General features: G+C 61.8%; 21 protein-coding genes and 2 pseudogenes. 15 read left to right on the forward strand and 8 right to left on the reverse strand.

Going from position 1 to position 22,201, the window contains the following annotated elements; translation table 11 throughout:
• Nucleotides 1-158: 158 nt before the first annotated feature.
• On the forward strand, nucleotides 159-596 hold the full coding sequence (locus AC4D2F_RS13150) for a GlcG/HbpS family heme-binding protein (protein WP_490910937.1): 438 nt from the start codon (nucleotides 159-161) through the stop codon (nucleotides 594-596).
• A 21-nt stretch (nucleotides 597-617) separates the two neighbouring features.
• Here the strand turns inward: AC4D2F_RS13150 and AC4D2F_RS13155 are convergent, their stop codons facing one another.
• Nucleotides 618-1,118, reverse strand: coding sequence for an SRPBCC family protein (locus AC4D2F_RS13155; RefSeq protein ID WP_490910938.1), 501 nt, complete (start codon nucleotides 1,116-1,118; stop codon nucleotides 618-620).
• A gap of 116 nt (nucleotides 1,119-1,234) precedes the next feature.
• Here AC4D2F_RS13155 and AC4D2F_RS13160 point away from each other — a divergent pair, with 116 nt between their 5' ends.
• The gene (locus AC4D2F_RS13160; protein ID WP_490910939.1) at nucleotides 1,235-2,026 is read left to right on the forward strand and encodes an alpha/beta fold hydrolase; all 792 of its coding nucleotides are present in this window, start codon (nucleotides 1,235-1,237) and stop codon (nucleotides 2,024-2,026) included.
• Nucleotides 2,027-2,074: 48 nt separating this feature from the next.
• Here the strand turns inward: AC4D2F_RS13160 and AC4D2F_RS13165 are convergent, their stop codons facing one another.
• The 3 genes from AC4D2F_RS13165 to AC4D2F_RS13175 form a co-directional block, all read right to left on the reverse strand.
• Nucleotides 2,075-3,907, reverse strand: coding sequence for a hybrid sensor histidine kinase/response regulator transcription factor (locus tag AC4D2F_RS13165; protein WP_490910940.1), 1,833 nt, complete (start codon nucleotides 3,905-3,907; stop codon nucleotides 2,075-2,077).
• 74 nt (nucleotides 3,908-3,981) lie between these two features.
• Complete coding sequence (locus AC4D2F_RS13170; protein WP_490910941.1) at nucleotides 3,982-4,629, reverse strand: DUF8548 family protein; 648 nt, start codon at nucleotides 4,627-4,629, stop codon at nucleotides 3,982-3,984.
• Between the two features lie 64 nt (nucleotides 4,630-4,693).
• Nucleotides 4,694-5,137, reverse strand: a complete 444-nt coding sequence (locus AC4D2F_RS13175) for an endonuclease NucS domain-containing protein (protein ID WP_490910942.1) — start codon at nucleotides 5,135-5,137, stop codon at nucleotides 4,694-4,696.
• Here AC4D2F_RS13175 and AC4D2F_RS13180 point away from each other — a divergent pair.
• Nucleotides 5,121-5,720 (forward strand): annotated as a pseudogene (locus tag AC4D2F_RS13180) (DDE-type integrase/transposase/recombinase); the annotation flags it as partial. The gene AC4D2F_RS13175 and the pseudogene AC4D2F_RS13180 overlap by 17 nt on opposite strands.
• 282 nt (nucleotides 5,721-6,002) lie before the next feature.
• Here the strand turns inward: AC4D2F_RS13180 and AC4D2F_RS13185 are convergent.
• Nucleotides 6,003-6,203 (reverse strand): annotated as a pseudogene (locus AC4D2F_RS13185) (ParB/RepB/Spo0J family partition protein); the annotation flags it as partial.
• Between the two features lie 139 nt (nucleotides 6,204-6,342).
• Here AC4D2F_RS13185 and AC4D2F_RS13190 point away from each other — a divergent pair.
• Both AC4D2F_RS13190 and AC4D2F_RS13195 read left to right on the forward strand, forming a co-directional pair.
• The gene (locus AC4D2F_RS13190) at nucleotides 6,343-7,419 is read left to right on the forward strand and encodes an adenine-specific methyltransferase EcoRI family protein (protein ID WP_490910943.1); all 1,077 of its coding nucleotides are present in this window, start codon (nucleotides 6,343-6,345) and stop codon (nucleotides 7,417-7,419) included.
• The gene (locus AC4D2F_RS13195) at nucleotides 7,416-8,498 is read left to right on the forward strand and encodes an HNH endonuclease family protein (RefSeq protein ID WP_490910944.1); all 1,083 of its coding nucleotides are present in this window, start codon (nucleotides 7,416-7,418) and stop codon (nucleotides 8,496-8,498) included. Before AC4D2F_RS13190 ends, AC4D2F_RS13195 begins: the two co-directional genes overlap by 4 nt.
• A gap of 447 nt (nucleotides 8,499-8,945) precedes the next feature.
• Here AC4D2F_RS13195 and AC4D2F_RS13200 read toward each other — a convergent pair whose 3' ends face one another.
• Nucleotides 8,946-9,974, reverse strand: coding sequence for an adenine-specific methyltransferase EcoRI family protein (locus tag AC4D2F_RS13200; RefSeq protein ID WP_490910945.1), 1,029 nt, complete (start codon nucleotides 9,972-9,974; stop codon nucleotides 8,946-8,948).
• A gap of 348 nt (nucleotides 9,975-10,322) precedes the next feature.
• Here AC4D2F_RS13200 and AC4D2F_RS13205 point away from each other — a divergent pair, with 348 nt between their 5' ends.
• The 6 genes from AC4D2F_RS13205 (at nucleotide 10,323) to AC4D2F_RS13230 (ending at nucleotide 16,057) form a co-directional block, all read left to right on the forward strand.
• A complete protein-coding gene (locus AC4D2F_RS13205; RefSeq protein ID WP_490910946.1) occupies nucleotides 10,323-10,685 on the forward strand; it encodes a hypothetical protein in 363 nt (120 codons plus the stop codon).
• Between the two features lie 33 nt (nucleotides 10,686-10,718).
• Nucleotides 10,719-11,180 carry a hypothetical protein gene (locus AC4D2F_RS13210; RefSeq protein ID WP_490910947.1) on the forward strand — a complete coding sequence of 154 codons (462 nt, stop codon included), beginning with the start codon at nucleotides 10,719-10,721 and terminating at the stop codon, nucleotides 11,178-11,180.
• 575 nt (nucleotides 11,181-11,755) lie between these two features.
• Entirely contained in the window at nucleotides 11,756-14,530 is a 2,775-nt protein-coding gene (locus tag AC4D2F_RS13215; protein WP_490910948.1) for an AAA family ATPase, read from the forward strand.
• A gap of 65 nt (nucleotides 14,531-14,595) precedes the next feature.
• Nucleotides 14,596-14,937 (forward strand): histone-like nucleoid-structuring protein Lsr2, encoded by a 342-nt coding sequence (locus AC4D2F_RS13220; RefSeq protein ID WP_490910949.1) that lies wholly within the window; start codon nucleotides 14,596-14,598, stop codon nucleotides 14,935-14,937.
• A gap of 97 nt (nucleotides 14,938-15,034) precedes the next feature.
• A complete protein-coding gene (locus tag AC4D2F_RS13225; RefSeq protein WP_490910950.1) occupies nucleotides 15,035-15,229 on the forward strand; it encodes a hypothetical protein in 195 nt (64 codons plus the stop codon).
• 174 nt (nucleotides 15,230-15,403) lie between these two features.
• The gene (locus AC4D2F_RS13230; protein WP_490910951.1) at nucleotides 15,404-16,057 is read left to right on the forward strand and encodes a hypothetical protein; all 654 of its coding nucleotides are present in this window, start codon (nucleotides 15,404-15,406) and stop codon (nucleotides 16,055-16,057) included.
• A gap of 278 nt (nucleotides 16,058-16,335) precedes the next feature.
• Here the strand turns inward: AC4D2F_RS13230 and AC4D2F_RS13235 are convergent, their stop codons facing one another.
• Both AC4D2F_RS13235 and AC4D2F_RS13240 read right to left on the reverse strand, forming a co-directional pair.
• Entirely contained in the window at nucleotides 16,336-16,941 is a 606-nt protein-coding gene (locus AC4D2F_RS13235) for a glycosyltransferase (protein WP_490910952.1), read from the reverse strand.
• Nucleotides 16,942-17,209: 268 nt separating this feature from the next.
• Complete coding sequence (locus tag AC4D2F_RS13240; RefSeq protein WP_490910953.1) at nucleotides 17,210-17,740, reverse strand: D-arabinono-1,4-lactone oxidase; 531 nt, start codon at nucleotides 17,738-17,740, stop codon at nucleotides 17,210-17,212.
• Between the two features lie 86 nt (nucleotides 17,741-17,826).
• On the opposite strand from AC4D2F_RS13240, the gene AC4D2F_RS13245 reads away from it, so the two are divergent.
• From AC4D2F_RS13245 to AC4D2F_RS13260, 4 genes are read left to right on the forward strand one after another with little or no spacing between them, the layout of a single operon-like run.
• Nucleotides 17,827-18,912 (forward strand): 2-keto-3-deoxygluconate permease, encoded by a 1,086-nt coding sequence (locus AC4D2F_RS13245; RefSeq protein WP_490910954.1) that lies wholly within the window; start codon nucleotides 17,827-17,829, stop codon nucleotides 18,910-18,912.
• The gene (locus tag AC4D2F_RS13250) at nucleotides 18,909-20,222 is read left to right on the forward strand and encodes a four-carbon acid sugar kinase family protein (RefSeq protein WP_490910955.1); all 1,314 of its coding nucleotides are present in this window, start codon (nucleotides 18,909-18,911) and stop codon (nucleotides 20,220-20,222) included. The genes AC4D2F_RS13245 and AC4D2F_RS13250 overlap by 4 nt, the downstream gene beginning before the upstream one ends.
• Nucleotides 20,219-21,244, forward strand: a complete 1,026-nt coding sequence (gene pdxA / locus AC4D2F_RS13255) for a 4-hydroxythreonine-4-phosphate dehydrogenase PdxA (RefSeq protein WP_490910956.1) — start codon at nucleotides 20,219-20,221, stop codon at nucleotides 21,242-21,244. Before AC4D2F_RS13250 ends, pdxA begins: the two co-directional genes overlap by 4 nt.
• A gap of 42 nt (nucleotides 21,245-21,286) precedes the next feature.
• Nucleotides 21,287-22,186 carry a GntR family transcriptional regulator gene (locus tag AC4D2F_RS13260; protein ID WP_490910957.1) on the forward strand — a complete coding sequence of 300 codons (900 nt, stop codon included), beginning with the start codon at nucleotides 21,287-21,289 and terminating at the stop codon, nucleotides 22,184-22,186.
• Nucleotides 22,187-22,201 lie beyond the last annotated feature (15 nt).

A 22,201-nucleotide genomic window follows, 5' to 3' on the forward strand; every position in this document is an offset into this window, starting at 1 on the left:
CGCTAGGTGGGGGTTCGCGCCCTGGGTATGGGGGTTCTCCCGCCCCTGTCCTGGGGGGAATCACCACCCCGGGTAATTCCTACCTCGCCAGCAGCGGGTGCCGGTGGTTGAGTGGGCCGCGGCCGCCCGGCCTCCCACTTCGACGACGAAGGACACCCATGACACCCGGATCAGTACTCGAGACCATCACGTCGGAAGAAGCCCGCATCGTCATCGACGCCGCGGCAGCGAAGGCCACGGAGATCGGCCAGCCCATGGACATCGCCGTGGTCGACGCCGGCGGGAACCTGAAGGCACATATGCGCATGGACGGCGCGAACATCGGCAGCATCACCATCGCGATCAACAAGGCCTATACGGCCATCGCCTTCCAGTGCGAGACCGGAGATCTGCAGGGCGTCACCCGGCCCGACGGTCCCATCTACGGACTGAACGATGCCCACGGCGGACGGCTCGTAGTATTCCCCGGCGGCATCCCGCTGGTGCGCGACGGCAGCATCATCGGCGCGATCGGCGTCTCCACCGGCACGATCGAGCAGGACCAGGAAGTTGCCTCCGCCGGCGCCGCCGCCTACCTGGAGTTCGCGATCGCCTGACCGCGGTGCCGAGTCACGGTCTTATGACCGGTCACCCTCACGGGACGCGCTGGACTCGGCGATCCGCTTGATGGCGGCGAGCGTTGTTGGGATGCCGTCGAGCGCCAGCTGGGTGCGGTCGGCGATCTGCGCGGGCGCATCGTCGCCGAACTTCTCCTCGAACATGGCGATGCCGTCCGGCAGGAAATTCCAGGATTCGGTCAGAGTGGTCCCGGTGCCGGCCGGCGTCAGCGTGTAGGCCCAGCGAACCCGGTTGCCGCCGACCACCCAGGCGAACTCGTGGCCGCGCTCGGCAGCCACGACCTGCGATCGGGTTTCCCAGGTCCGGTGCGGGAGCTCGTTGTGCCCGGTGAACCAGGAACCCACCTGGCCTGCAGCGGCGTCGTCGTCCCACCAGCACCGCGTGCAGACCGGACTCCACTCGCCGGTGCGGGTGATGTCGGAGACGAGCTCATAGACCGTCTCGGCTGACGCCTGGATGGTGATGGACTCCCGATGATGGAGGATGCGTGTCTGGCTCATGAGCCCAGTCTCACAGAGCGATCAAAGCTTCTCCTGCCCGATCCCTCGCCACCGCGGGGATCGGCTGCAGGGCCCGCATAGACTGAGTTCTCGCGTCGGCTACGAAAGGTCTCCACATGTTGAACACCGAACGAACCGGCGTCGGAAGGCCCCTCGTCCTCGTGCATGGGCTCGGCTCGAGCATCCGCACCTGGGACCCCGTCCTCCCCCTGCTGAAGGACCAGCGCGAGGTCATCGCCATCGACCTCCCCGGATTCGGCAGCAGCACGCCGCTCGCGGGTGAAGTCACCATCGCGACCCTCACGGACGCCGTCGCGCAGTTCCTCGAGCAGGAAAACCTGCGCGACGCGGATCTCGTCGGGAGCTCGATGGGTGCGCGGATCGTGGTCGAGCTCGCGCGGCGGGGTCACGCCGGCAACGTCGTCGCCCTCGATCCCGGAGGATTCTGGAGCGACACCCAGGCGCGCATTTTCAACGGCACCATTACCGCGTCCATCGCGCTGGTGCGGCGCCTCCAGTCCGTCCTGCCGTCACTCGTTCAGCAGGCTGCAGGCCGGACGGCGTTGCTCGCCCAGTTCTCCGCTGCCCCCTGGAAGCTCGACCCGGACCTCGTCCTCACCGAGCTCCGCGGATTCGCTACCTCGCCCAGTCTTGACGAAGCGCGGAGGTCGCTCGCACACGGACCGCGCCAGGCAGGCGCGCCACAGGGGACGATCAAGGGCACGCTGGCGTTCGGCTGGGGCCGGGCGGACAGGGTCACCCCGCTCAGCGAGGCCGCCGTCGCCATGTCTCTCTATCCGGACGCCACCCTGCATGTCTTCGAGGACTGCGGGCACTTCCCGCACTGGGACCAGCCGCAGGAGACGGCCCGGTTCATCCTCGACGCCACCGCCGCTGAGTCTTCGTAACCATCCTCTGAGCCGCACACCTGGCAAGAGTGCCGGCGGCGCTGCTGCCTACCTGGAGTTCGCGATCGCCTGACCCTGGCGCTGCAGGCCGACCAGCATGGTGCGGTTGCGGGTCCCGGTCTTCCGGAGCATCGCGCTCACGTGCTTCTCGACGGTCTTGACCGAGATGGCGAGCCGCGTGGCGATCTGCTTGTCCGCCAGGCCTTCGGCCAGGAGGTCCCGGACCTCTAGTTCGCGGGCGGTCAGCTGGATCGCGTCGCCGGCGTCTGGCGTGAGGGTCTCCGTGAGTCGGGTGAACATCGCGCCGTCCAGCAGGGCGTCGCCGCGGGCGGCGGCGACGACGACGCGCGCCACCTCCGCCGGTGAGGAGGACAGGGAGAGGAATCCCCGCACGCCCGACGACGCCGCGGTCGCCAGCTGCTCGTCGGCGGGGCGGTCGACGACGGCCACCACCGGCCGCTCCACCGTGTCAGCCTCTTGCGCCCGGGCGTGGGCGTACTCGGCGAGCATGTGTTCGTCGAGTACAAGCATGTCCGGCTGCAGGAGGGACACCGATTCCGTGAGGTCCTCGAGCGTCCCCACCTCACCCAGCACCTGCACGGACGGTTCGGAGGTTTCGAGCAGCCGGACCAGACCGGCCCGGATTAGGGGCTGGGCGCAGGCGACGAGAACCTTCCAGCGTTCGCGGGAGGCATCGCCGTTCGAGGAGTAGGGCACCTCGGCGCGGACGCTTGTACCCCAGCCCGGTGTCGAGTCCACATGGAGCTCGCCGCGCAGGAAGTGGGCGCGGGCGTCCATGCCGTGCAGCCCGAGCCGGCTCCCTCTTAGACTCGTCGTCTCCGAGTCCTCAAAGCCGCGGCCGTTGTCCTCGATGACGGCCGCGATACCGGTGGTGTCGTAGAAGATGCCCACTCGGCACGTCCTCGCGTCCGCGTGCACCACGACGTTGGCGATCGCTTCCTGGATGATCATGAAGAGCTGGTGAGCCACCGCCGGCGCCAGGTCGTGGGGCTCGCCGGTCACGAGGAACGTCACGTCAATCGGGTAGCTTGCGTTGATCCGGTCGACTTCCTGGCGGACCGCTTCCTCTAACGTGCGGCCGGCCAGGCTGGAGGGACCGAAGCCCAGCACCGTGCGGCGCGTCTCGAAGAGCGCCTCGTGGGCGAGGACGCGGGCGGCGTCGATGTGCTGAATGGACGGTGATCCGCCGGGCGTCGCCTTATCGGCACGGTCGAGGTGGAGCAGCAGCGATCCGAGGGACCGGCCAATGGTCTCGTGGACCTCCTGCACTGCGCGTTCGCGTTCACCAGCGACGGCGGCCTCGCGTTCCTTAGCGGCGGCTGCCTGGTGGAGCCGGGAGTTCATGATGGCGATCGCGGCATGGTTGGCGAACAGCTCGACAAGGGACGCGTCGGCGGGGCTGAACACGCGGCCGGGACCGTCACTGAAGATTGCGAACGTGCCAATGATGGTGCCGGCCCAGGTGATGGGGACGCCGATGACGGCGCTCCCCCACCGCGGATCCTCCGGGTCGATGTGGCCCATCGGTACCGCCGCATAGCGGTCGAGGATCACGGTGCCGCGCGTCGTCACGATCTGCCCGGTGAGGCCTTCGGTCAGGGGGAAGGTCTGGCCCTCGCGGCAGCCGACGCCCTGGTCCACTTCCTTGCGGTAGTAGCCCTCAGCTTCGTGGACGATCGAGATGGAGCCGCTCTCACAGCCGAGGAGGGCGGCGGCATGCCCAAGGACGCGTTCGAGCAGCGGGACCAATTCGAACTGTCCGGCGAGGTCGCCGGCCAGTTCGGTGATGCGGTCGAGCTGCGACGGCGGGGTGTGGCTGCTTTGGTTCTGGGTGATGCTGGGCGTGGGAAGCTGCTGCATGTACGGCACCTGTCTCCTGCGACCGGGCGCGACGCTGCGCACGGGCCTTTAGAATAGCTGGCCACGCCCCAGCTTCAACTGGCTTCGGCTGCGTCCTTCACTGCGCGAGACCGTTCATGTGCCCACAATGCGTGGTCGAGCTCAGTCGGGTTCGTTTTAAGAGCCTCTGCAGCGGCGAGCACAATCTCCCGCGCTTCTTGGGGAGGTACTTGCCGCCCAATGGCTCTGCTGACCGCAGTAACGATCCAGGTGTCTGCCTTGACGCCGGGCGTGCCGAGAAGCATGCAGAAGTACTCCCAGGTCACTGCGCCAAGACCATGAACCTTGGTGTAAGCCTTTTTATGCTCTGAATTTGCCCCCTCCAGGTCATCCGCTTGCGCGACGCCGACATCGACCAGATTTCGCGCTGCTTCCTGGATGGCCGACGCCTTCGTGCGCCCACTGACCATCTGGTCATTGAGTAGACCCTGAAGCTCAGCCGCATCGAGAGCAACCAGACGTCGTAGGTCGTTAGCAGACGAGTCAGGTGAGACTGCGGACACGTACCTGTTTACGGAGCCTCGCACCCCGTTTGTCTCTGATCCGTACTTTGCTTGTATCGACAGAACCGCGTCGATGAGCGCGGCCTCGATAGCTCCGGCGCGTCCGCCGGGCCAAACAACCCACTCTTCTCGGGGGAGCTCTTTCTCAATCATTGCTTGCAGTAGCTCTACGTCAGTCATTGTCAGCCTCTTCCTTCTACTGGTCACGGCGGTACTCAAAATCTGCAGGATCGTCTGCCAAACACTACGACTCGAGGTGGAACTCAACCCGGTACTTCATAAACCCGATGTTTCTAGTCATCGTGAGCGCTCGTTTGATCCGAAGGTCGTCCGTTCGTGCGATGATCACGCCCTCGACCGTCTGTCCCGGTTCAAGCAACTCGTCCTGCACGTACCCCATGTAGCGCTGAATCTGACCCACGACGGCGCCGCTCGCTCGATCGCGCTTCAACTCAACTACAAGAAGGCGCGTTCGGTCCTTGCTAATCGCGAGGATGTCCATCGGCCCTGTATCGGAGGGGTACTGCTGGCCAACGGGAAGTCCAGCCTCTGTGTAGATGTCATATTCCTGGCCCAGTTGAATGTTACTCCAGTTATGCACAAGGAATGGTTGCTTTAAGCCGTCTTGGCCCCGGCCGGACGGCTTGAAGTGGCTCCGGCTGATGGCTATCAAGAAACGCGTGCTCACGAGGAAATCGGGACCTCCCGTGCATGATGATCTCGTGCTACGTCACTTCCACGCTGACCGGCCGAACCAGCTGTAGCTCACAGACATCACCGAGCACCGGACCGCCAGCAAGGTCTACCTCTGCGCGATCAAGGACGTGCATTTCAAGAGGATCGTCGGCTACTCGATGGATGACCGAATAACCTCGGCTCTGGCCGTATCCGCAGTAAGGAACGCGCTCCGCCTGCGCGGCTTGGTCAACACGATCCTGCATTCCGACAGAGGGTCGCAATTTCGGTCCAAAGTCTTCGTGCAGACGCTGAAGACCAACGGACTGACCGGGGCAATGGGACCGGTCGGCGCCCGCGGTGACAACACCGCGATGGAGTCGTTCTTCGCGCTGCTGCAAAAGTACGTTCTCGACCGGCAGAGGTGGCGCTCGAAGGAAGACCTGAGGCTCGCGATGGTGACCCGGATCGAGCGGACCTATCACCGCAAGCGCCGCCAACGAGTCCTCGGCAAGCTGACCCCGGTCGAGTTCGAGATACTAGGCCAAGCCACCACTAGAGCGGCCCGAGACCAGCAACACCGAACTGGAAACTAAACCTCCAGCAGTCCCGTCCCCTCTTTCGTTGGCAACGCATCTGCGTAGTCCTTTCTCCTGGTCATGTCGGTGTGCAGCGCGGCCATGCCGCGCGTACCTGGTGCGCGCACCGAAGCTGAGTGAGCCTGAGTGCGAGGACGGCGGTTCGTCGCCGGCGACCACAGCTCGAGGTTCCCGCAACGGCAGCGAGCCGACCGGCTCCCCTCTCCGGGCCGGAGCCTCTGGTGCAGAGCTGTCGCTCCCTGCACCACCGGTGCCCAGTGCTACTCGGCGGCGTACTCTTCCGCTGTCGAGGATGATCTGCTCGACCTCGCTCGGGGTGAATCCCCACGTGACCAACTGGGTCAGGCAGGTCAGGTGGCTTCGGTGGGGTGAGCGCCACGAGTCCTTGGCAATGGTCTTCTCGAACCCTGCGCAGACCAGCGCGATCATGGGCACCTCGGGGCGGGTGGTGGTCTTCGCGACGTGGTCGCGGAGCGGGGACTCAATGCGAAACAGGTACCTCGCCGAGCGCCTCGACCTAGGCTCAACGAGATTGAGCGCCACGCCCTTACTTGTCCGGTTGACATGAACGGTCTAACGATTCAGTTAGTCTGGTCCTCGATACTGGAATGGGAGAAAAATGGCTGTTGGAGCAGGGAACACTGGCCTCGGTGCGGCGAAAGTTGCTCGGAAAGATGAGTTCTACACGCAACTCGGGGACATCGAGCGCGAGTTGAAGCACTACAAAAAGCACTTCAAGGACAAGGTCGTCTACTGCAACTGCGACGATCCCCGAGTCAGCAACTTCTTCCACTACTTTTTATACAACTTCGAGAAATTAGGACTCAAGAAGTTGATCGCCACCTGCTACAAGAGCCAAGATGCCGACCTCTTCAGCCAGAGCGAAAGTGAAGAAGCTGTATGGCTGGAGTATGAGGGCGACCCGGACGGTAACGGCGTTCCCGACCCCGACAAAATCGGCATCAAGCCGCTCATGGGCGACGGTGACTTCCGCAGTGCAGAAAGCATCGACTTGCTCAAGCAAGCAGACATCGTAGTGACAAATCCGCCGTTCAGCCTATTCAAAGAGTACGTCGCCCAATTGATAGAATACGAGAAGAAGTTTCTAATTATTGGGAATATGAATGCCGTCACCTACAAGGAAATCTTTCCCCTTATAAAGGCAAATAAGCTTTGGTATGGGGCGAGCATCAAGAGCGGCGATCGCGAGTTCGGCGTGCCCAAGGACTACCCACTAACCGCAACAGGTAGTCGTATAGATGCCGATGGGAACAAGTTCGTCCGCGTGAAGGGAGTCCGTTGGTTTACGAACCTCGACTACCCAGAGCGCCACGAGGACTTGCTCATGTACCGGACCTACGATCCAGAGTTTTATCCGACCTACGTGAACTACGACGCCATTGACGTAGGCAAGGCGAGCGAGATACCCGTGGATTATTACGGACTCATGGGTGTCCCCATTACTTTTCTCGACAAGTTCAACCCCGATCAGTTCGAGATCATCGGAAACAGTGATGACATGGACATGTTGCGGGAGCTCGGAGCAAGGCAGCTAGGCCGTGAGTGGATTGACAATTACCGGCAACAGGGTGGGACGGGCCATTACAGCCCTGGCATGAGAATGTTCGGACTTACGCAGCCGAAGCACCGGGTTGTGTACAAAAGGATCATCGTAAAGCGCAAGGACCAAGCATGAAGATTCAACTGCTGGAGCTGACTGTCCGCGACCTTGTCGAGGGATATGAGGATAACGATGAAGGGGGCGTCGTTGGCTACCACGGCACGCTGGACATTCGGCCTGCTTACCAGCGCGAGTTCGTATACAAGGACAAGCAGCGGGATGCAGTCATCGACACGCTAACTAGGGAATTTCCGCTAAACGTCATGTACTGGGCGGTACGAGAGGATGATGGTTACGAGGTCATTGATGGCCAACAGCGCACTATCTCGATTTGCCAGTACGTTGAGGGCGATTTCGCCTTCAATAGCTTGTACTTTCACAATCTTCCGTTAGATAAGAAAAACCAGGTTCTGGACTACAAGCTAATGGTCTACCTGTGCAGTGGCACCGACAGCGAGAAACTCGAGTGGTTCAAGACCATCAACATAGCCGGAGAAGAGCTCACTCCCCAAGAGTTGCGGAACGCGGTTTATTCCGGCTCGTGGGTAACCGACGCAAAAAAGTACTTCTCGAAAAATAACTGCCCTGCCTACGGCAAGGGAAGCAAATACATGACCGGTACACCGAATCGGCAGGACTACCTCGAGACTGTGATCAAATGGATCAACAACGGGGACGTCGAGGAATACATGGCGAAAAAGCAACAGAAGCCTGACGCTACCGAGTTGTGGCTATACTTTCAATCGGTAATCAACTGGGTTGAGGCCACTTTCCCGAATCACCGCAAGGAGATGAAGAACGTTCAATGGGGGGAGCTTTACAACAAGTTCAAGGCTGTGGAATTAGACTCCGCCAAGCTGGAGTCACAAGTGGTAGAACTCATGTCGGATGAAGACGTATCAAGAAAGTCAGGGATCTACCCCTACGTGCTCGACGGGCAAGAGCGACACTTGAGCATCCGCCAATTCAAAGACACCCAAATACGCGAAGCTTACGAACGCCAAAAGGGAATTTGTCCGGTGTGCATGAAACATTTCGAACTTGCAGAGATGCACGCTGATCACATCACCCCCTGGCATCTAGGCGGCAAGACCATTGCTTCCAACTGCAAGATGCTATGTGCTGCCGACAACCGTCGAAAAGGTGGCGTCTAACGGTCTGCGCAGCTGTATCGAGAAGGGCGAACTGTCCTTACCTATAGTAGGAAACCCGCGAGCGATCTTAGGGGTTTTCCGTGGGTTTAGTAGCTATACCTGAGGCCGCTACCGAGCTCGGTTACAACGTATCGGCGCAGTACACCGGCCAGGTCAACTTGGATCGAGAAATCGCCCTCCGCGTACTGGCAGATAGAAATTGTGCGCTGCTGGCTGTAAATTACCGCGGAGGTGCCGTCATCTGGACTGCGTATTACATAACATTCAGCGGAAAATCATGACGCAGCTTCTCGATGACTGCGTCACGCTGCCTGTCCCTATAGACAAACTCGCGCTGGTAAGGTGGACGCACATCAAATTTGCCGCTGTAAGCACGGACTCCCAGCTCATCGTTGTCTTCGTAGTCCTCACCAAGATCGCGGACACAAATTGTTTTCAGTTCGATCTTTACAGCTGTTTGTTTCTCACTACAATTCGGTCGAACATGCGGCGGTACGTGCCGTCAGCCTTCGGGAGGTAAAAACGCGGCCCACCCTGCTGATAGGTTCCCTTCTTAGCGATCTCGGACATGGGTGTACTCAGGGTCTGACTACTTCCGAGAATCTCGAACTGGGAGGGGTTGTACCGGTTGAGGAATGTAATCGGCACCCCCATCGCACCTTCATAGTCCATCGGGATATTGTCTGTACGACCGACCTCAATGGCCTCGAAGTTAGCGTAAGTCGGGTACTCGTCAGGGTCATACGTCCGGTGGAGAAGCAGTTCCTCGTGCCGTTTTTTGGTGTCGAGGTTTGTGAACCAGCACGTATTTCCCATGCTGCGCCACTTATTGCCGTGCTCGTCCTCCCAGTAGCGAGTGGCGCGCGGCTCGTAGTGGTCAGGTACGCGGAACGCCATGTCTCCACTATTTACCCCGAGCCAGATTTTGTCATCCTGAATAAGTTGGAACACCTCTTTGTAGGTGATGTTGTTCTGACTGCCAATGATCAGGAACTTTTTGTCGTGCTCGACGAGTTGTTCCACATACTCCCTGAACAGGGAGAACGGCGGATTTGTGACAACGATGTCAGCCTGTTCGAGCAGCTTCAGACTCTCTGCGCTGCGAAAGTCACCGTCTCCCGATAGGAGGCGAGATTCAATCTCGTCCGGGTTCGGAACTCGGTTGCCGCTCGTATCACCCTCGTACTCGAGCCAGACGGCCTGCTCGGCATCCTGCCGACTGAAGAGATTGAGGTCCTGATTCTTGTAGCAGGTGGCGATCAGTTTTTTCAGTCCGAGCTTTTCGAAGTTGTGGCTGAAGTAGTGGAAAAAATTTGACACGCGCGGGTCGTCGCAGTTGCAGTAGACGATTTTGTCCTGAAAGTGCTTCCGATAGTGCCGAAGCTCCTTTTCGATGTCGGAGAGTTGCGTATAGAACTCGTCCTCCCTTGCGGCCTTCGCGGCCTGGAAGCTGCGGTTGGCTGCCTGTGTTGTCATGCTCCCCTACTGACTTGGAACGTACCTTTGGAAGTACGGCACTTGGTACAGATACATCCTATCGGCGCCGTACGAGAACGGTTGACAGGCGAGGCGGCACGAATCACCAACACCGCCCAGGCTGGACCAACGACCGGATCAACGTTGGGGGTGGGCTCAAATCAAGCTGCGGAAGTCGTCTCCAGCCAAGCACCCGTAATCACCTGATTGTGACGGTCTGGTTCAAGAACACGAACACGACCTGATTTAGGATCACCCTGCGACTAGCCGCACCGCAGACACCCAGTCAGAGGGCCAGTTACTTCAGTCGGCCGAGACTGGGTAGAGCCTTCACCTATAGTCTTAGAGGTGACTACATTCGATTCAGTTGAGCTCAGCACCTTGGCTGAACATATCCCCGTTGCAGCGGCGGACGAAGGCTTGCTGTTTGTAGCCGATGCCACGTTCAACAGGGAAGCTGATGTGGAACTGAGCGCTGCTTCGGTAACTCTCGATATGGCCCTAGCAATCGCCGCCGCTGCCCGCGCGCCGTTCGTGTCGCTTAGCGAAACTAGGTTTGATGGAGATTTGCTTCGCGCCCTGATGCTTCAGGAGGAGGGCGGTGAGTTGCCCCGCAAGGTCGACCGGATCATCACTGGAGCTAGTTCCCATGAAGGTGAGCTTGAGGAGCTGACGCTCCGGTGGCCAGCACACGGAATCATTTTTGAGTGAACCGCTGAAGCAGATTGGCAGGATCACCTATGGATGATGCTCTCCGACGCGAAAACTGAAGAATTCAGAGAATCCGACGAAGAGTTGGCTGAGCAGCAGGCAATTCACAGTGCTCACCTTAGGAAGTTTGAAGCCAAGCTAGCCGCCTCCCGTGAGTTCAAAGGTGCGTCCGTTCAGAAGCGCCGTGCGATCGCTGAATCTATCGCTGGCACAATTTCGGACGACCTCGTGGACAGCTGGGGCGGCCGGATGGCCATAACCGAAGCTGGCCGTGCCGCTAAGAAGGCCGCTTACGAGCATGAGCTGATTTTCTCCTCACAGCTTCCTGAGCTCATTGCCGAACTAGTCGAGCGAGAAGACTGGCGGAGCGCCACCACCATGAGGGCGATCCGCGAACTGACTGGGAAATTCCTGGCTGAAAAAGCGGATGGGTATCGTCTTGGCACTGAATTTATCAATGAAGTTGCACAGCTTGCATCCCGCTCGAACCGCTAGGCGAACACCTGCGGTGTATACACGTGGTGGATATATGACGGTGAGCACAAGCTGACTGAAAACGCCGTTGTAGATGCTGTGCGAACGACGCTCGAAGCAGAGGGATGGGAAATTGTCAGCTTCTCTACCACTCACCAACGCGGGCCGGACATCGAGGCACGTCGAGACGACAAACGCCTCGTTGTTGAGGCGAAGGGAGAGACGAGCTCGAAGTCAAAATCGCAGCGGTTCGGCTCACCATTCGACGATCGGCGGGTACTCGTTCACGTGTCTCGAGCTGTCTACACGGCGCTAGTCGCGCAGGAGGATGGCTCGACTCTTGGTGCCATTGCGTTGCCGGCGACGCAGACCCACCTCGACCAGGTCAAACGCGTCGAGGGAACTCTTCGGCGACTGAACATCCGAGTTTTTTGGGTCGACCTGGACCTCACAGTCAGCGGCTGACAGCACTCCGCCACAATTGTCTGAACTACCCATCATAATGAGAAGAGGTGCCACCTCACTAGATGGCGTCCTACCTTGTCGTCATATAGTCCCTGGGGGAAATCATCGCTGGTTCCATCTATTCTGAAGTGTTGTCTTACTCTGACGGTCTGTTGCCCTGGCAGCAGGATGCGCTTCGACGGCATACCTCGAGCCCTACGCTGCCGGACGGCGACATTCGTGAACTCACTGACATGGCATATGCCTCAGCCCTCTCAACGCTGAGCCCCAGCATCGAAGACCCGGATGAGACGGCGGCCCTGGAACCTCTTAAACCGGAACCGCTGACAAAGCACCACATCCCCAGTAGCTCCGCGGGCAGCCCACCGGTCACCATCAAGAAGATCACGCACCACCAAGGCGTGAACAGGATGCGAGAAGACACCGACCTCACCCTCGCACCTAAGGGCATCGTCATCATTTATGGGCTCAACGGTGTGGGCAAGTCCGGGTACACCAGGATTTTGAAATCCTCCTGCCACTCACGGCATCCTGAAACCATTTTGGGCAATGTTTTCAAGCGAGAAGATGTAGAACCGCTCGCTACCGTGGAATATCTACTGGGCGAAAATGAAACCAGTCATAAGTGGAATCTTCGTCACGCTAGCGAAGACTCTAACCTCTCCCGTGTGGCTGTATACGATTCTAAATCTGCCGCATCACATGTGAATGCCAGAGGCACCACGCTCACCGTCACTCCGGACGGGTTGGAACTCCTGCAAAGCCTTATCAATACCTACGATGCCGTGGTCACCGAAGCAAAACGCCGACAGGCTGCACTCAAAGCAGCGGCATCACCGAGCATCTACCAGGAAGCCACGGATGAAGAAGTGCGCAAAGTCATGAAGGTTGTGGGTAAGTTTGGTGGTTTGGAGTTCGTCAAAGCCCTCGGAAAGCTGACCGAACCGGAACTTGCTCAACTCGAAACCCTGCCGGCGACCATCAGCCACCACAAAAACAACAGCAAGGGCACTCGGTTGGCTCAGGCGCAGAGCCGAACGAACCAAACCAAGAATCTAGCAGCCAGGCTCCAGATCTTATCTGACAAAGTCAGCCGTAAGCAGTTTGAAGTCCTGTGGGTCATTTGGAAACGACTACGGGCCATCATGGTGGAGGAAGCGGCGCAGGATCAGCATGATTTCTCAACAGAAGCGGTTCCGGGTGTCTTGAGCAGCCACTGGCATGTGATGTGGAATGCCGTCAGGGACTACGCCGAGAAGGTTGTCCATCCCGAGGAGCAATTTCCCTTGGACACCATGGAGAACTGCTTGCTATGCCATCAGCCCCTGACGGAGGAAGCCCACGAACGGTTCCGGCAGTTCGATACGGCGATGAGGTTGGACCTTGCTGCTGAGCGGCGAAGACTGACTTCAGCTGCCACTGAAGTCATCGCCGGAATCAGGAGGGCTGGAGCACCAGAGCAGATTGATGATGCCCTGCTGGCCGTGCTGGCGGAGGAAGACAAAGCAATCATCCTGCAACTGCGACTAGATCTTCACACCATCACGGACCTCCTAGATAACCTCCCGACCGACATCGACCCTCATGAATCGATTGATGAGAAAGTAGAGCCTTTCATTAAGGGTTCAGTAGTTGCTGACGGTAACACCGGCCCTGTGGACGGGTTCACAATCCACGACAGTCTGAATGAAGCGATTACCTTTATCAAGAAGGTGGCGCAAGCCCATGAAGCGGATGTTCAGAAGATCAAGAACGAGTCCGCTGATGGTTTCGAGCTCGTCGGGCTTCAGGCGAGACTGACGAGTCTGCAGGAACGATCCCGTGTTGCCGCGGCGCTACCTGCACTACGAAAACTACACAATCGATTGATCCATATCGACGCGTTACAGGAGATTGTCGGGCAGTGCGCGACCAGGGGCCTCTCTGAGTTCTCAGGACGGGTGTGCCAGGAGTACGTGGAACAGGTTGCCAATGACTTCAAAAGCAACCTTCGCATCCTCGAAGACCGCCCGCATGGTGCGAGCAATGAGCCTCAACTCAAGGTTGACCTCGTCGCCACAAGCGTCAGCAAAGGTGTCAGCAAGATCGCATTTAACATCCTTGGCACCACACGCACTCCAGCTGACGGGGTACTCAGTGAAGGAGAACTCCGTGCTGTATCCATCTCTGCGTTCCTCAGCGACGTTTCATCCAGCGGTGACGGATCGGCGATCATCCTTGATGACCCAATCACCTCCCTGGATCAAGCATTTCAGATCAAGGTCGCTCAACGCCTGGTGAAGGAAGCACGCAACCGGCAAGTCATCATCTTCACGCACTCCATGCCGTTCGCCAGCGTCCTATGGCATGAAGGCATTAAGAAAGACAGAGAAGATCAGATCCGCGAAGGCATCGCGGAACCAGTAAAGGTGGACTATAACTTCATTGAGATTACCCAACGTGATGAAAGCGGCACCGGGCAGCAAATTGCTGGTACAGGTTCACCCAAGGGAGGTTACAAGCCCTTGATGCTTCTACTGGAGAAGGAACAGCTGCCTCAAGCAAAGATCCTGTATGAGGCGCACGACCACGCAGGATACGCACGTGCCTGTGAGAACTTCGCCAACAACCTTCGCAAAGTTTGGGAATACGCGGTTGAGGAGCTAGTAGTAAACGGCATTATTGCACGAAACAAACCAGGGGTCTCCACTCAGCACTTGAGGACGCTCCTGGTGTTGAAGGGAAAGGACATTGTTGCTGTCAACGACGGCATGAACGTTAACAACTTTTACGTTCACTCCACTGCCGAGGGCAATGAACAGTCTCTTCCCACACCAGCCGATATGGCACGGCGACTGAGCGACCTGCGGAACTTCGCCAAGGAGCTGAGGGACCGAAGGAGCGCCCAGGACGCTGAGTGGGACTAGGTAAGTCCGCGATAGAGTGACTACCCGGGATATATCAGTTCATATCAAGTGACTCGGGAGTAAAAATGGCACAGCGCGTACAGGTGGAATTGATTGATGACCTCAATGGTGAAGTAGCACAGGAAGCTGTACAGTTTGGCGTGGACGGTACCGAATACGAGATCGACCTGACGACGGAGAACTCCGAGAAGCTGCACTCCACGCTCTCGGAGTACGCGGATAAGGCACGCAAGGCTCGCAACGGCCGGAAGAACCAGGGCGGACAGCAGTCGTCGTCGACCAGTCGGTCTAAGTATGAGAACACTCAGCAGATTCGCCGGTGGGCGCATGAGAATGGCTACAACCCCAGCTCGAGGGGCTGCATCACGCCGTCGATCGTTGATGCCTATAACGAAGCTAGGCAGTAGGGCAGGCGAAAGCAGGGCGCAACTGGGCGACACTGAGACAGTCCCAGGAACCTAACAAAAGGTCTCAGTGTCGCCGTGCGACGCAACGGGAATCCGCATGAATGCCTTCGTATCCGTCCTCGAACACGCCGCCGCAATCGAGACAGTCGAAGCGGAAGCCGTTCGCCTGCGAACGGTAGCGGGGGTTGTCCCGAACCGCCTGAAGCTGCGCAGCTCGTGCGTCTTTCGCTGCTTGGCGTTCGGCTATCTCTTCTGCACTGCGTGCTTCGGCATCCAGAACGGTGTCACTTGAGGGCCGACGACGTTTGAGTGCTGCGCTACTGGTGGCGACTCGGTCATCTGTCGTTTCGGCTTTTTCTCTCGATGCTCCTGCTGCTTCGGTTGAGGCCGTGCGGGAAGTGATTCCCATCCTTGAAGCGCCTGCTCGGAAGGGACGTAGCGTACTGCTAGTCCTTCCGCTCCTGTGATGAGTGACCACTTGTTAGGCGGAATCGTTGTTAAGGTCCAACCCTTAGAAACCGGCCTCAAGCTCTTCTACAAGGACGTCGCCCAGCTGATAGAGCGCGGCTCCCCTGGACCTTTGACCGCAGTAGGGGGAGTTCGACAGAAGTTTTTGTCCCGTCTAGGCGACGCAGATGGCACAAGTCTTCTGCAGCACCTCGGCTTGGAGTACGTGGACGGAGGGTTCTTCGGCCGGCCCCTGACTGAATGGTTGGGTGATGACACTGACGGGCTTTCCATCTCCACCATCCGCAATGAACAATCGGCGCTGCGGCGTCATCTGCTGAAGGGCCGTGCCGTCGCGCCGTGTTCCTTGTGCCAGGCAGAGCTGCCTGCCCGCCTACTCGTCGCAGGTCACATCAAGCCTCGCGCGTCTTGCAGTGAAGAGGAGCGGAAGGATTACCGGGCCGCTATGTTGATATGCAGCTTGGGCTGTGACGTTCTCTTCGAGTGGGGTTACATCGTCGTGAGCGCGCACGGCCGGATGGAGCCTGAGATACCGGCCGAGACCCTGCAGCTGGAAGCTGCCGTGGCAGAACTGAGCGGCCAACGGTGCGCCGCACACGACGAGGTCACAGCCCCGAGGTTCGAATTCCACCGACAGTTGAGGGTCGGTTAGCTTCATTAGCGACATCACGACCGCGCCGGGCACCTGATCGGTGATTAGGTGCCCGCCGGACCAACGCCGGGACGCGTGGACGGATGCCTCTACAACCGGGAGTGGCCCGACACCTACACTTCCGCCGACCGATCGTGTCCTATGCGCTGTTATTGGCGACAACACGAAGTGGGCGGAAGGCCCCATGCGGACTCAGATCTTAGCGGCACGGAATGCCGTGCTGCTCTCGACCCCGAACCTCACAGCGGGGTCGGGAACGAGCACCCTCGCCTGCTGGGTCAGGAGCCGACGGGTGCGCCCAAAGTATCGGCCATCTCCCACCAGAGCCGGTTCACCTCGACGTACCGATCGGTGGGGTCGAGCGGCTTCGCCCACGGCTTGTCGATGATGTAGTGGATGTTCTTCACCGACGCCGGATCCCAGACCGACGGGTGCTGGTGCGGCAGGGTCTTCAGCGCGTTGCACGCGTAGGGCAGCGGACGCCAGCGGCCGCGGTAGAACTCGTTGAGGAAGTCCTGTTCGGCGAACGGGTAGTGCGACAGATCGTCCACGCCTGCCAGTCGCCCCACCATGTCGGCGAGCACGGCCTCGTCGGGCGACAGCACGAGGAAGCCGCCGTCCAGGTAGTTATCCGTCGCGTCGGGTTCGGTGACGTGGTCCCCGCCCCGGCAGTGCGTATAGAAGCATGTCTGGGGTGTCCAGCTCGGCGGATAACTCGCGATCCGGTTGGGGTTGCACCGGCAGGCGTGGCAGGCGGCGATGGCGCCGTCGGCCAGGTCCAGCGAGAACAGCTCGTCCATGTTCCGGGTCACCAGCATGTCGGCATCCAGGAAGACGACACGCTCGAACTCGGTCAGGCCCCAGACGGCCAACTTGGTCCACACCTCCGCGAACCGGGAGTTGGCGTAGCTGTCCGCCCCCCCCGGCTGGATGCAACGGTGCCACGTCGCGCAGGAGGCACTCGTCGTCCTGCAGGAGGCGCCGGGCCTGCTCGTCGATCCCCTCGGTCACCATGACGACGAGGAATGTGGTGCTGCCGGAGACCGCCAGCGAGGCCCGCAGCGTCCGGACCCCGATCAGGTAGTCGGGTTGAGTCAGCAAGGTCACCCAGGCGTTCATCGGTGGTGCTCCTGTCCTAGTGGGCGGGTCGGGTCAATCGAGTAGCGCAACGGTGAATGCATTCGCGAACCTGTGCTCCGGGTCCAGCGTCTCGCGCACCCGACGGAAGGCTTTCCACTGGGGGTAGAGCGCCGGCCAGTCGTAGAGCGACTCGTCGAAGTACTTGCCCCAGTGGGGCCTGCCACCCTCCTCGGCCAGGGCTCGCTCCACTGCTCGAAGGAAGCTGTTTCCCTCCTCGGACAGCGAACCGTCAGCCGCGTAGTAGACCACGAAGCCGAAGTAGCAGGTGTCCTGGCCGTGGGACGGGCTCAGCCATCCGTCGGACGGGCCGGTGCAGCGGAGGATCACCGGGTAGTGCATCCGTTGGCGCGTCTCTGCGTGCCAGTCCTTGATCTTCCTTATCACCGCTCCGGCCTGCGCCAGTGGGATGCCGATCTCGACGTTGATCTTGGGGGGGTCGCGATCCCCCGGCAGAACACCTGGTAGATGGCACCCGTCAGGTCTTCCGGCATGGTCCGCGCCATGAGGTCTCCTCGCAACAGGTTCTTGTGTGATGTGACACACGCGGCTTACAGTAGATACATCGTGTCCGTACTACTTGTACGCACCCCTCCGCACACAGGCCTCCCGTACAGAGAGAAGATTCGCCAATGGCAGCCGAATCGCTTCCCAAGTCCCGCATCCCCCTGTTCGACGGCATGAATCGCATCCCCGGCGGACTCATGCTCATCCCCCTGATCCTCGGCTCGATCGTCGGGACATTCACCCCCGGCTTCCTCGAACTCGGCAGCTTCACCACCGCCCTGTTCGCCGAGTCGGCCCTTCCCCTCATCGCTGTCCTGATCTTCGCCACCGGCATGCAGATCACCGCGAAGGCCTCGGGCCCGGTGCTCGCGACCACCGGCGTCGTCCTGCTGTTCAAGACGATCATCCCCGCCGCCCTCGTCGCAGGCCTCGGCCTCGTCGTCGGTATCGACGGCATCCTCGGGATCTCGATCCTCGCCCTGCTGGCCAGCTTCGACAACAGCAACGGCGGCCTCTGGCTCGCCTTCACCGGCCGCTACGGCGACTACCGCGACCGCGGCGCCTACATGGCCTCCGCCATCAACGACGGCCCCTTCTTCACGCTCCTCTTCCTCGGCATCTCGGGCCTCGGCAACATCCCGTTCCTCACCCTCCTCGCCGCCGTCATTCCGCTGATCCTCGGCTTCATCGTCGGCAACCTGGACGCGAAGTGGACCGAGGTCATGCGACCCGTGCCGAACATCGTCATCCCGTTCTTCGCCTTCGCCCTCGGCACCGGCATCGACCTCCGCAACGTCATCACCGGAGGCCTCAGCGGCATCTTCGTCGGCATCGCCGCCACGCTGATCACCGGCGCCCTCGTCTACTTCGGCTACCGGTTCATCCTCCGGCGCGGGATCAAGTCGGGTATCGGCATCGCCTCCGCGACGACGGCGGGCAACTCCATCGCGACGCCGGCCGTCGTCGCCGCCGCCGACCCGACCTTCGCTCCGTTCGTCGAGGTCGCAACGGCGCAGGTCGCCTCCGCCGTCCTGGTCACCGCGATCTTCGCGCCGCTCCTCGCCACGTGGGTGCTCAAGCGCCAGGGCGGCCTGGACACCGACGACGCCGTCGGGGTGGTGCCCACGTCCGCCTCCGAGCTTCCGCCCGCCGGTGATCCCTCCGCACCCGTCACCCGGCCGCGCCGAACCGACCAGGACGGCGACGCGTGACCGCACCACGGCATGCACCGATCGTCGGCATAGCGGCCGACGACGTCACCGGTGCCACCGACTCCGTTGTCCAGTTCTCCCGTGCCGGCTGGTCTTCCCGCCTGCTGCTTGGTGAGCTGCGCCCGACCTCCGCCGTCCCGGGCAGCGCTCTGGCCATGAACTCGGACGCCCGCGCCCTGGACACGGCGAGCGCCCGAACGGCGACGGCGGGGGCGGTCGCCGACCTCGTCACCGCCGGGGCCGACCGTTTGTACCTGAAGATCGACTCCACCATGCGCGGCAGCGTCTCGGCCCAGCTCGCAGGGGCTCTGGACGCGTGGCGGGAGCGGCACCCCGGCTGCTTCGCCGTCGTCTGCCCGGCGTATCCCGCGATGGGACGCACCATCGAGGACGGGCTGCTCCGGGTGCACGGCGGGCCGGTCGAGGACTCCCCCGCGGGCCGCGATCCCGTCACCCCGGTGCCCACGAGCGAGTTCTCCCAGCTCCTGCCGGGAACAGCCACGGTCAGTCTCAGCGGCTCGCCGGAGGAGGACGTGCGCACACTGCGGGAGGCCGCGCGCGGCGGCGCCGTGGTGGTGAACGCGGCGACCGACGGCGACCTCCGCACCCTCGCGGCCGCGCTTGTCGCCGCCGGCCCGACGGCGATTCCCGCCGGGTCCGCCGGACTCGCCACGGCGTTGGCCGCCTGGGCGGACGCCGGCGCCAGGCGGGCTAGTTCGGAACCCGCCCCGGCACCGCAGGGGCAGCGGATCGTCGTCGTCGTCAGTTCCCTGCACGACGTCGCCCGCGCCCAGACCGACCACTTGCGCACGCACCTGGATCCCGCCGACGTCCGCGTCCTCCAGCCGGAGGCCGCCCTCCTGGACGATCCGGACCGGCTCGTGCACTGGGCCGCCGGGGAACTGGCGGCACCGGGATCGCTGCCGCGCGTCGTCGTCATCCTCTCCCCTGAGCCGAACCCCGGTGCCGGCAGCACAGGTCAGCGGTTGAGCGGGGCGGAGGTCGCCCGAAGCCTCGCGTCCGTGGTCCAGCAGACCCTCAATGCCACCGACGTCGGCGCCCTCGTGCTGGTCGGCGGCGACGGGGCCCGCGCCGTCCTCGACGCATCCCGAGCGCAGGCATTGCGCATCACCGGCGCCATCCAGGAAGGCATCCCGGTCGGCGTCGTCGAAGGCGGCACGGCCGACGGGACGATCGTCGTCACCAAGGCCGGCGGCTTCGGGCCGGTCGATGCCCTGCTCGAAACCATTACCGCACTCACCCGAACCCTGACACCTACCCTCGCCCAGACACTGGAGGCAACCCCATGAGCATCCCCACCCTCGCCGTCACCCTCGGCGACGTCGCCGGCATCGGACCGGAGATCACCGCGAAGTCCCTCCTCGGGCACGACGACGTCCGGCAGGAGTGCGTGCCCGTCGTCATCGGCGACGAGGCCGCCATGCGCCAGGGCGTCAAGAACGTGGGCGGCGACCCTGACAAGGTGCGCGTCCTGGACTCGATCGAGGACGCCACGAACACGCCCGGCATCATCGAACTCCTGCAGACCGGCCCGTCGCTGGCGGACGTGAAGCTCGGCGAGCTGAACCCCGCCGCGGGCGACGGCTCCTACCGCTTCGTCGTCGAGGCCTGCCGCCTCGCCCGCGAGGGCAGGGTGCAGGGCATCGTCACCGCGCCTCTGAACAAGGCCGCGATGCACGCCGGCGGGCACAAGTGGCCCGGCCACACGGAGCTCCTCGCGCACGAGTTCGGCGTGGAGAACTTCAGCCTCGTCCTCTCCGCGGGCGACCTCTACTTCTTCCACCTCACCACCCACGTCTCCTTGCGCCAGGCCATCGAGGACGTGACCCTGCAGCGCACCACCAACGTGATCGAGCTCGTCAGCGCGTTCACGAAGGCGCTCGGGAACCCGGACGAGCCCATCGGTCTCGCCGGCCTGAACCCGCACGCCGGCGAGAACCGTCTGTTCGGCGATGAGGACGCGGACATCCTCGCCCCCGCCGTCGCCGCCGCGCGGGAGAAGGGCATCAACGTGCACGGGCCCATCCCGGCGGACGCGCTCATCCCCGCCGCGGTCAAGGGCAAATGGAGCATGGTCATCGCCTGCTACCACGACCAGGGCCACGCACCCTTCAAGGCGGTCTATGGCGACGACGGCGTGAACATCACCGTCGGCCTGCCCGTCGTCCGCGTCTCGGTGGACCACGGGACGGCGTTCGACATCGCCGGCCAGGGCATCGCCCGCGAGACGAGCCTCGTGCTGTCCATGCGCCGCGCCGCTGCGCTGGCGCCGGGCTGGGATCACGTTTGGCAGACCGCGCAGCAGAAGTAGGAACGGACGGGACCCGGGGCGGAACAGACCATAATGACTGGAATGAAGACGCCTGACGCCCCGGGACGCCCGCTCGACGCCGACAGCGGCGAACCACTGCATCTCCAGGTCCGCGGGCACCTGCGAGCGCAGATCATGAACCACTCCCTGCCGCCGGGCACCTCGCTCCCCAGTGAGGCGCAGCTGCAGGTGCGGTACGGCGTCTCCCGGTCCGTGGTTCGGCAGGCCCTCGGCGCGTTGGCCGATGAAGGGCTGATCGAGCGTGGACGCGGGCGCGGGAGCACGGTGGCTCCGCGGCGCGAGCACCACCGGCTGGTGCACCGGACCTCCGGGCTGTCGGCGCAGCTGGGGAGCACCGGGGCGAGCGTCGGCACCGAGGTGCTCTCGCTGACGGTTCAAGACGCCGATGCGTCGACCGCTGTCCTCGGGACCGAGCAGGTGCTCGCGCTCGAACGGCTGCGTACGGCCGACGGCGTCCCGATCGCCGTCATCCACACGTGGCTCCCGGTACCGGCGTTCGCCACGCTGACCGCGGAGGACCTCCATGACGCGTCCCTCCATGCCGTGCTCGGCGAGAAGTTCGGCGTGCAGATCGCCTCCGGGAAGCGGCAGATCCGGGCGGTTCCCGGTGATACGGACCTGCTGCGGCTGCTGGAGCTGGAGGCGTCGTCGCCCGTGCTCCTGCTGGAGGGCACGAGCTTCGACCAAGACGGGCGGCCCGTGGAGGTTTTCTCCACCTGGCACCACCCGGACCATGTCGTGTTCGACATCGACATCCAACGGGAGCCTTCGGCAGCCCTAGCCGTGGCAAGCAACCTGTCACCGTCGAGGAGCCGTATCGATGTCTCTGATGAGATTGCTGATCGTGCCCGCCGCTTGAGTACCGATCTGCTGCAGTTCGCTGACGAGCTATCGTCTTCGGATCTTCGGGGAACCTACTAGGGTCGATTCAGAAAT

Source organism: Arthrobacter sp. TJ-263, from assembly GCF_058269155.1.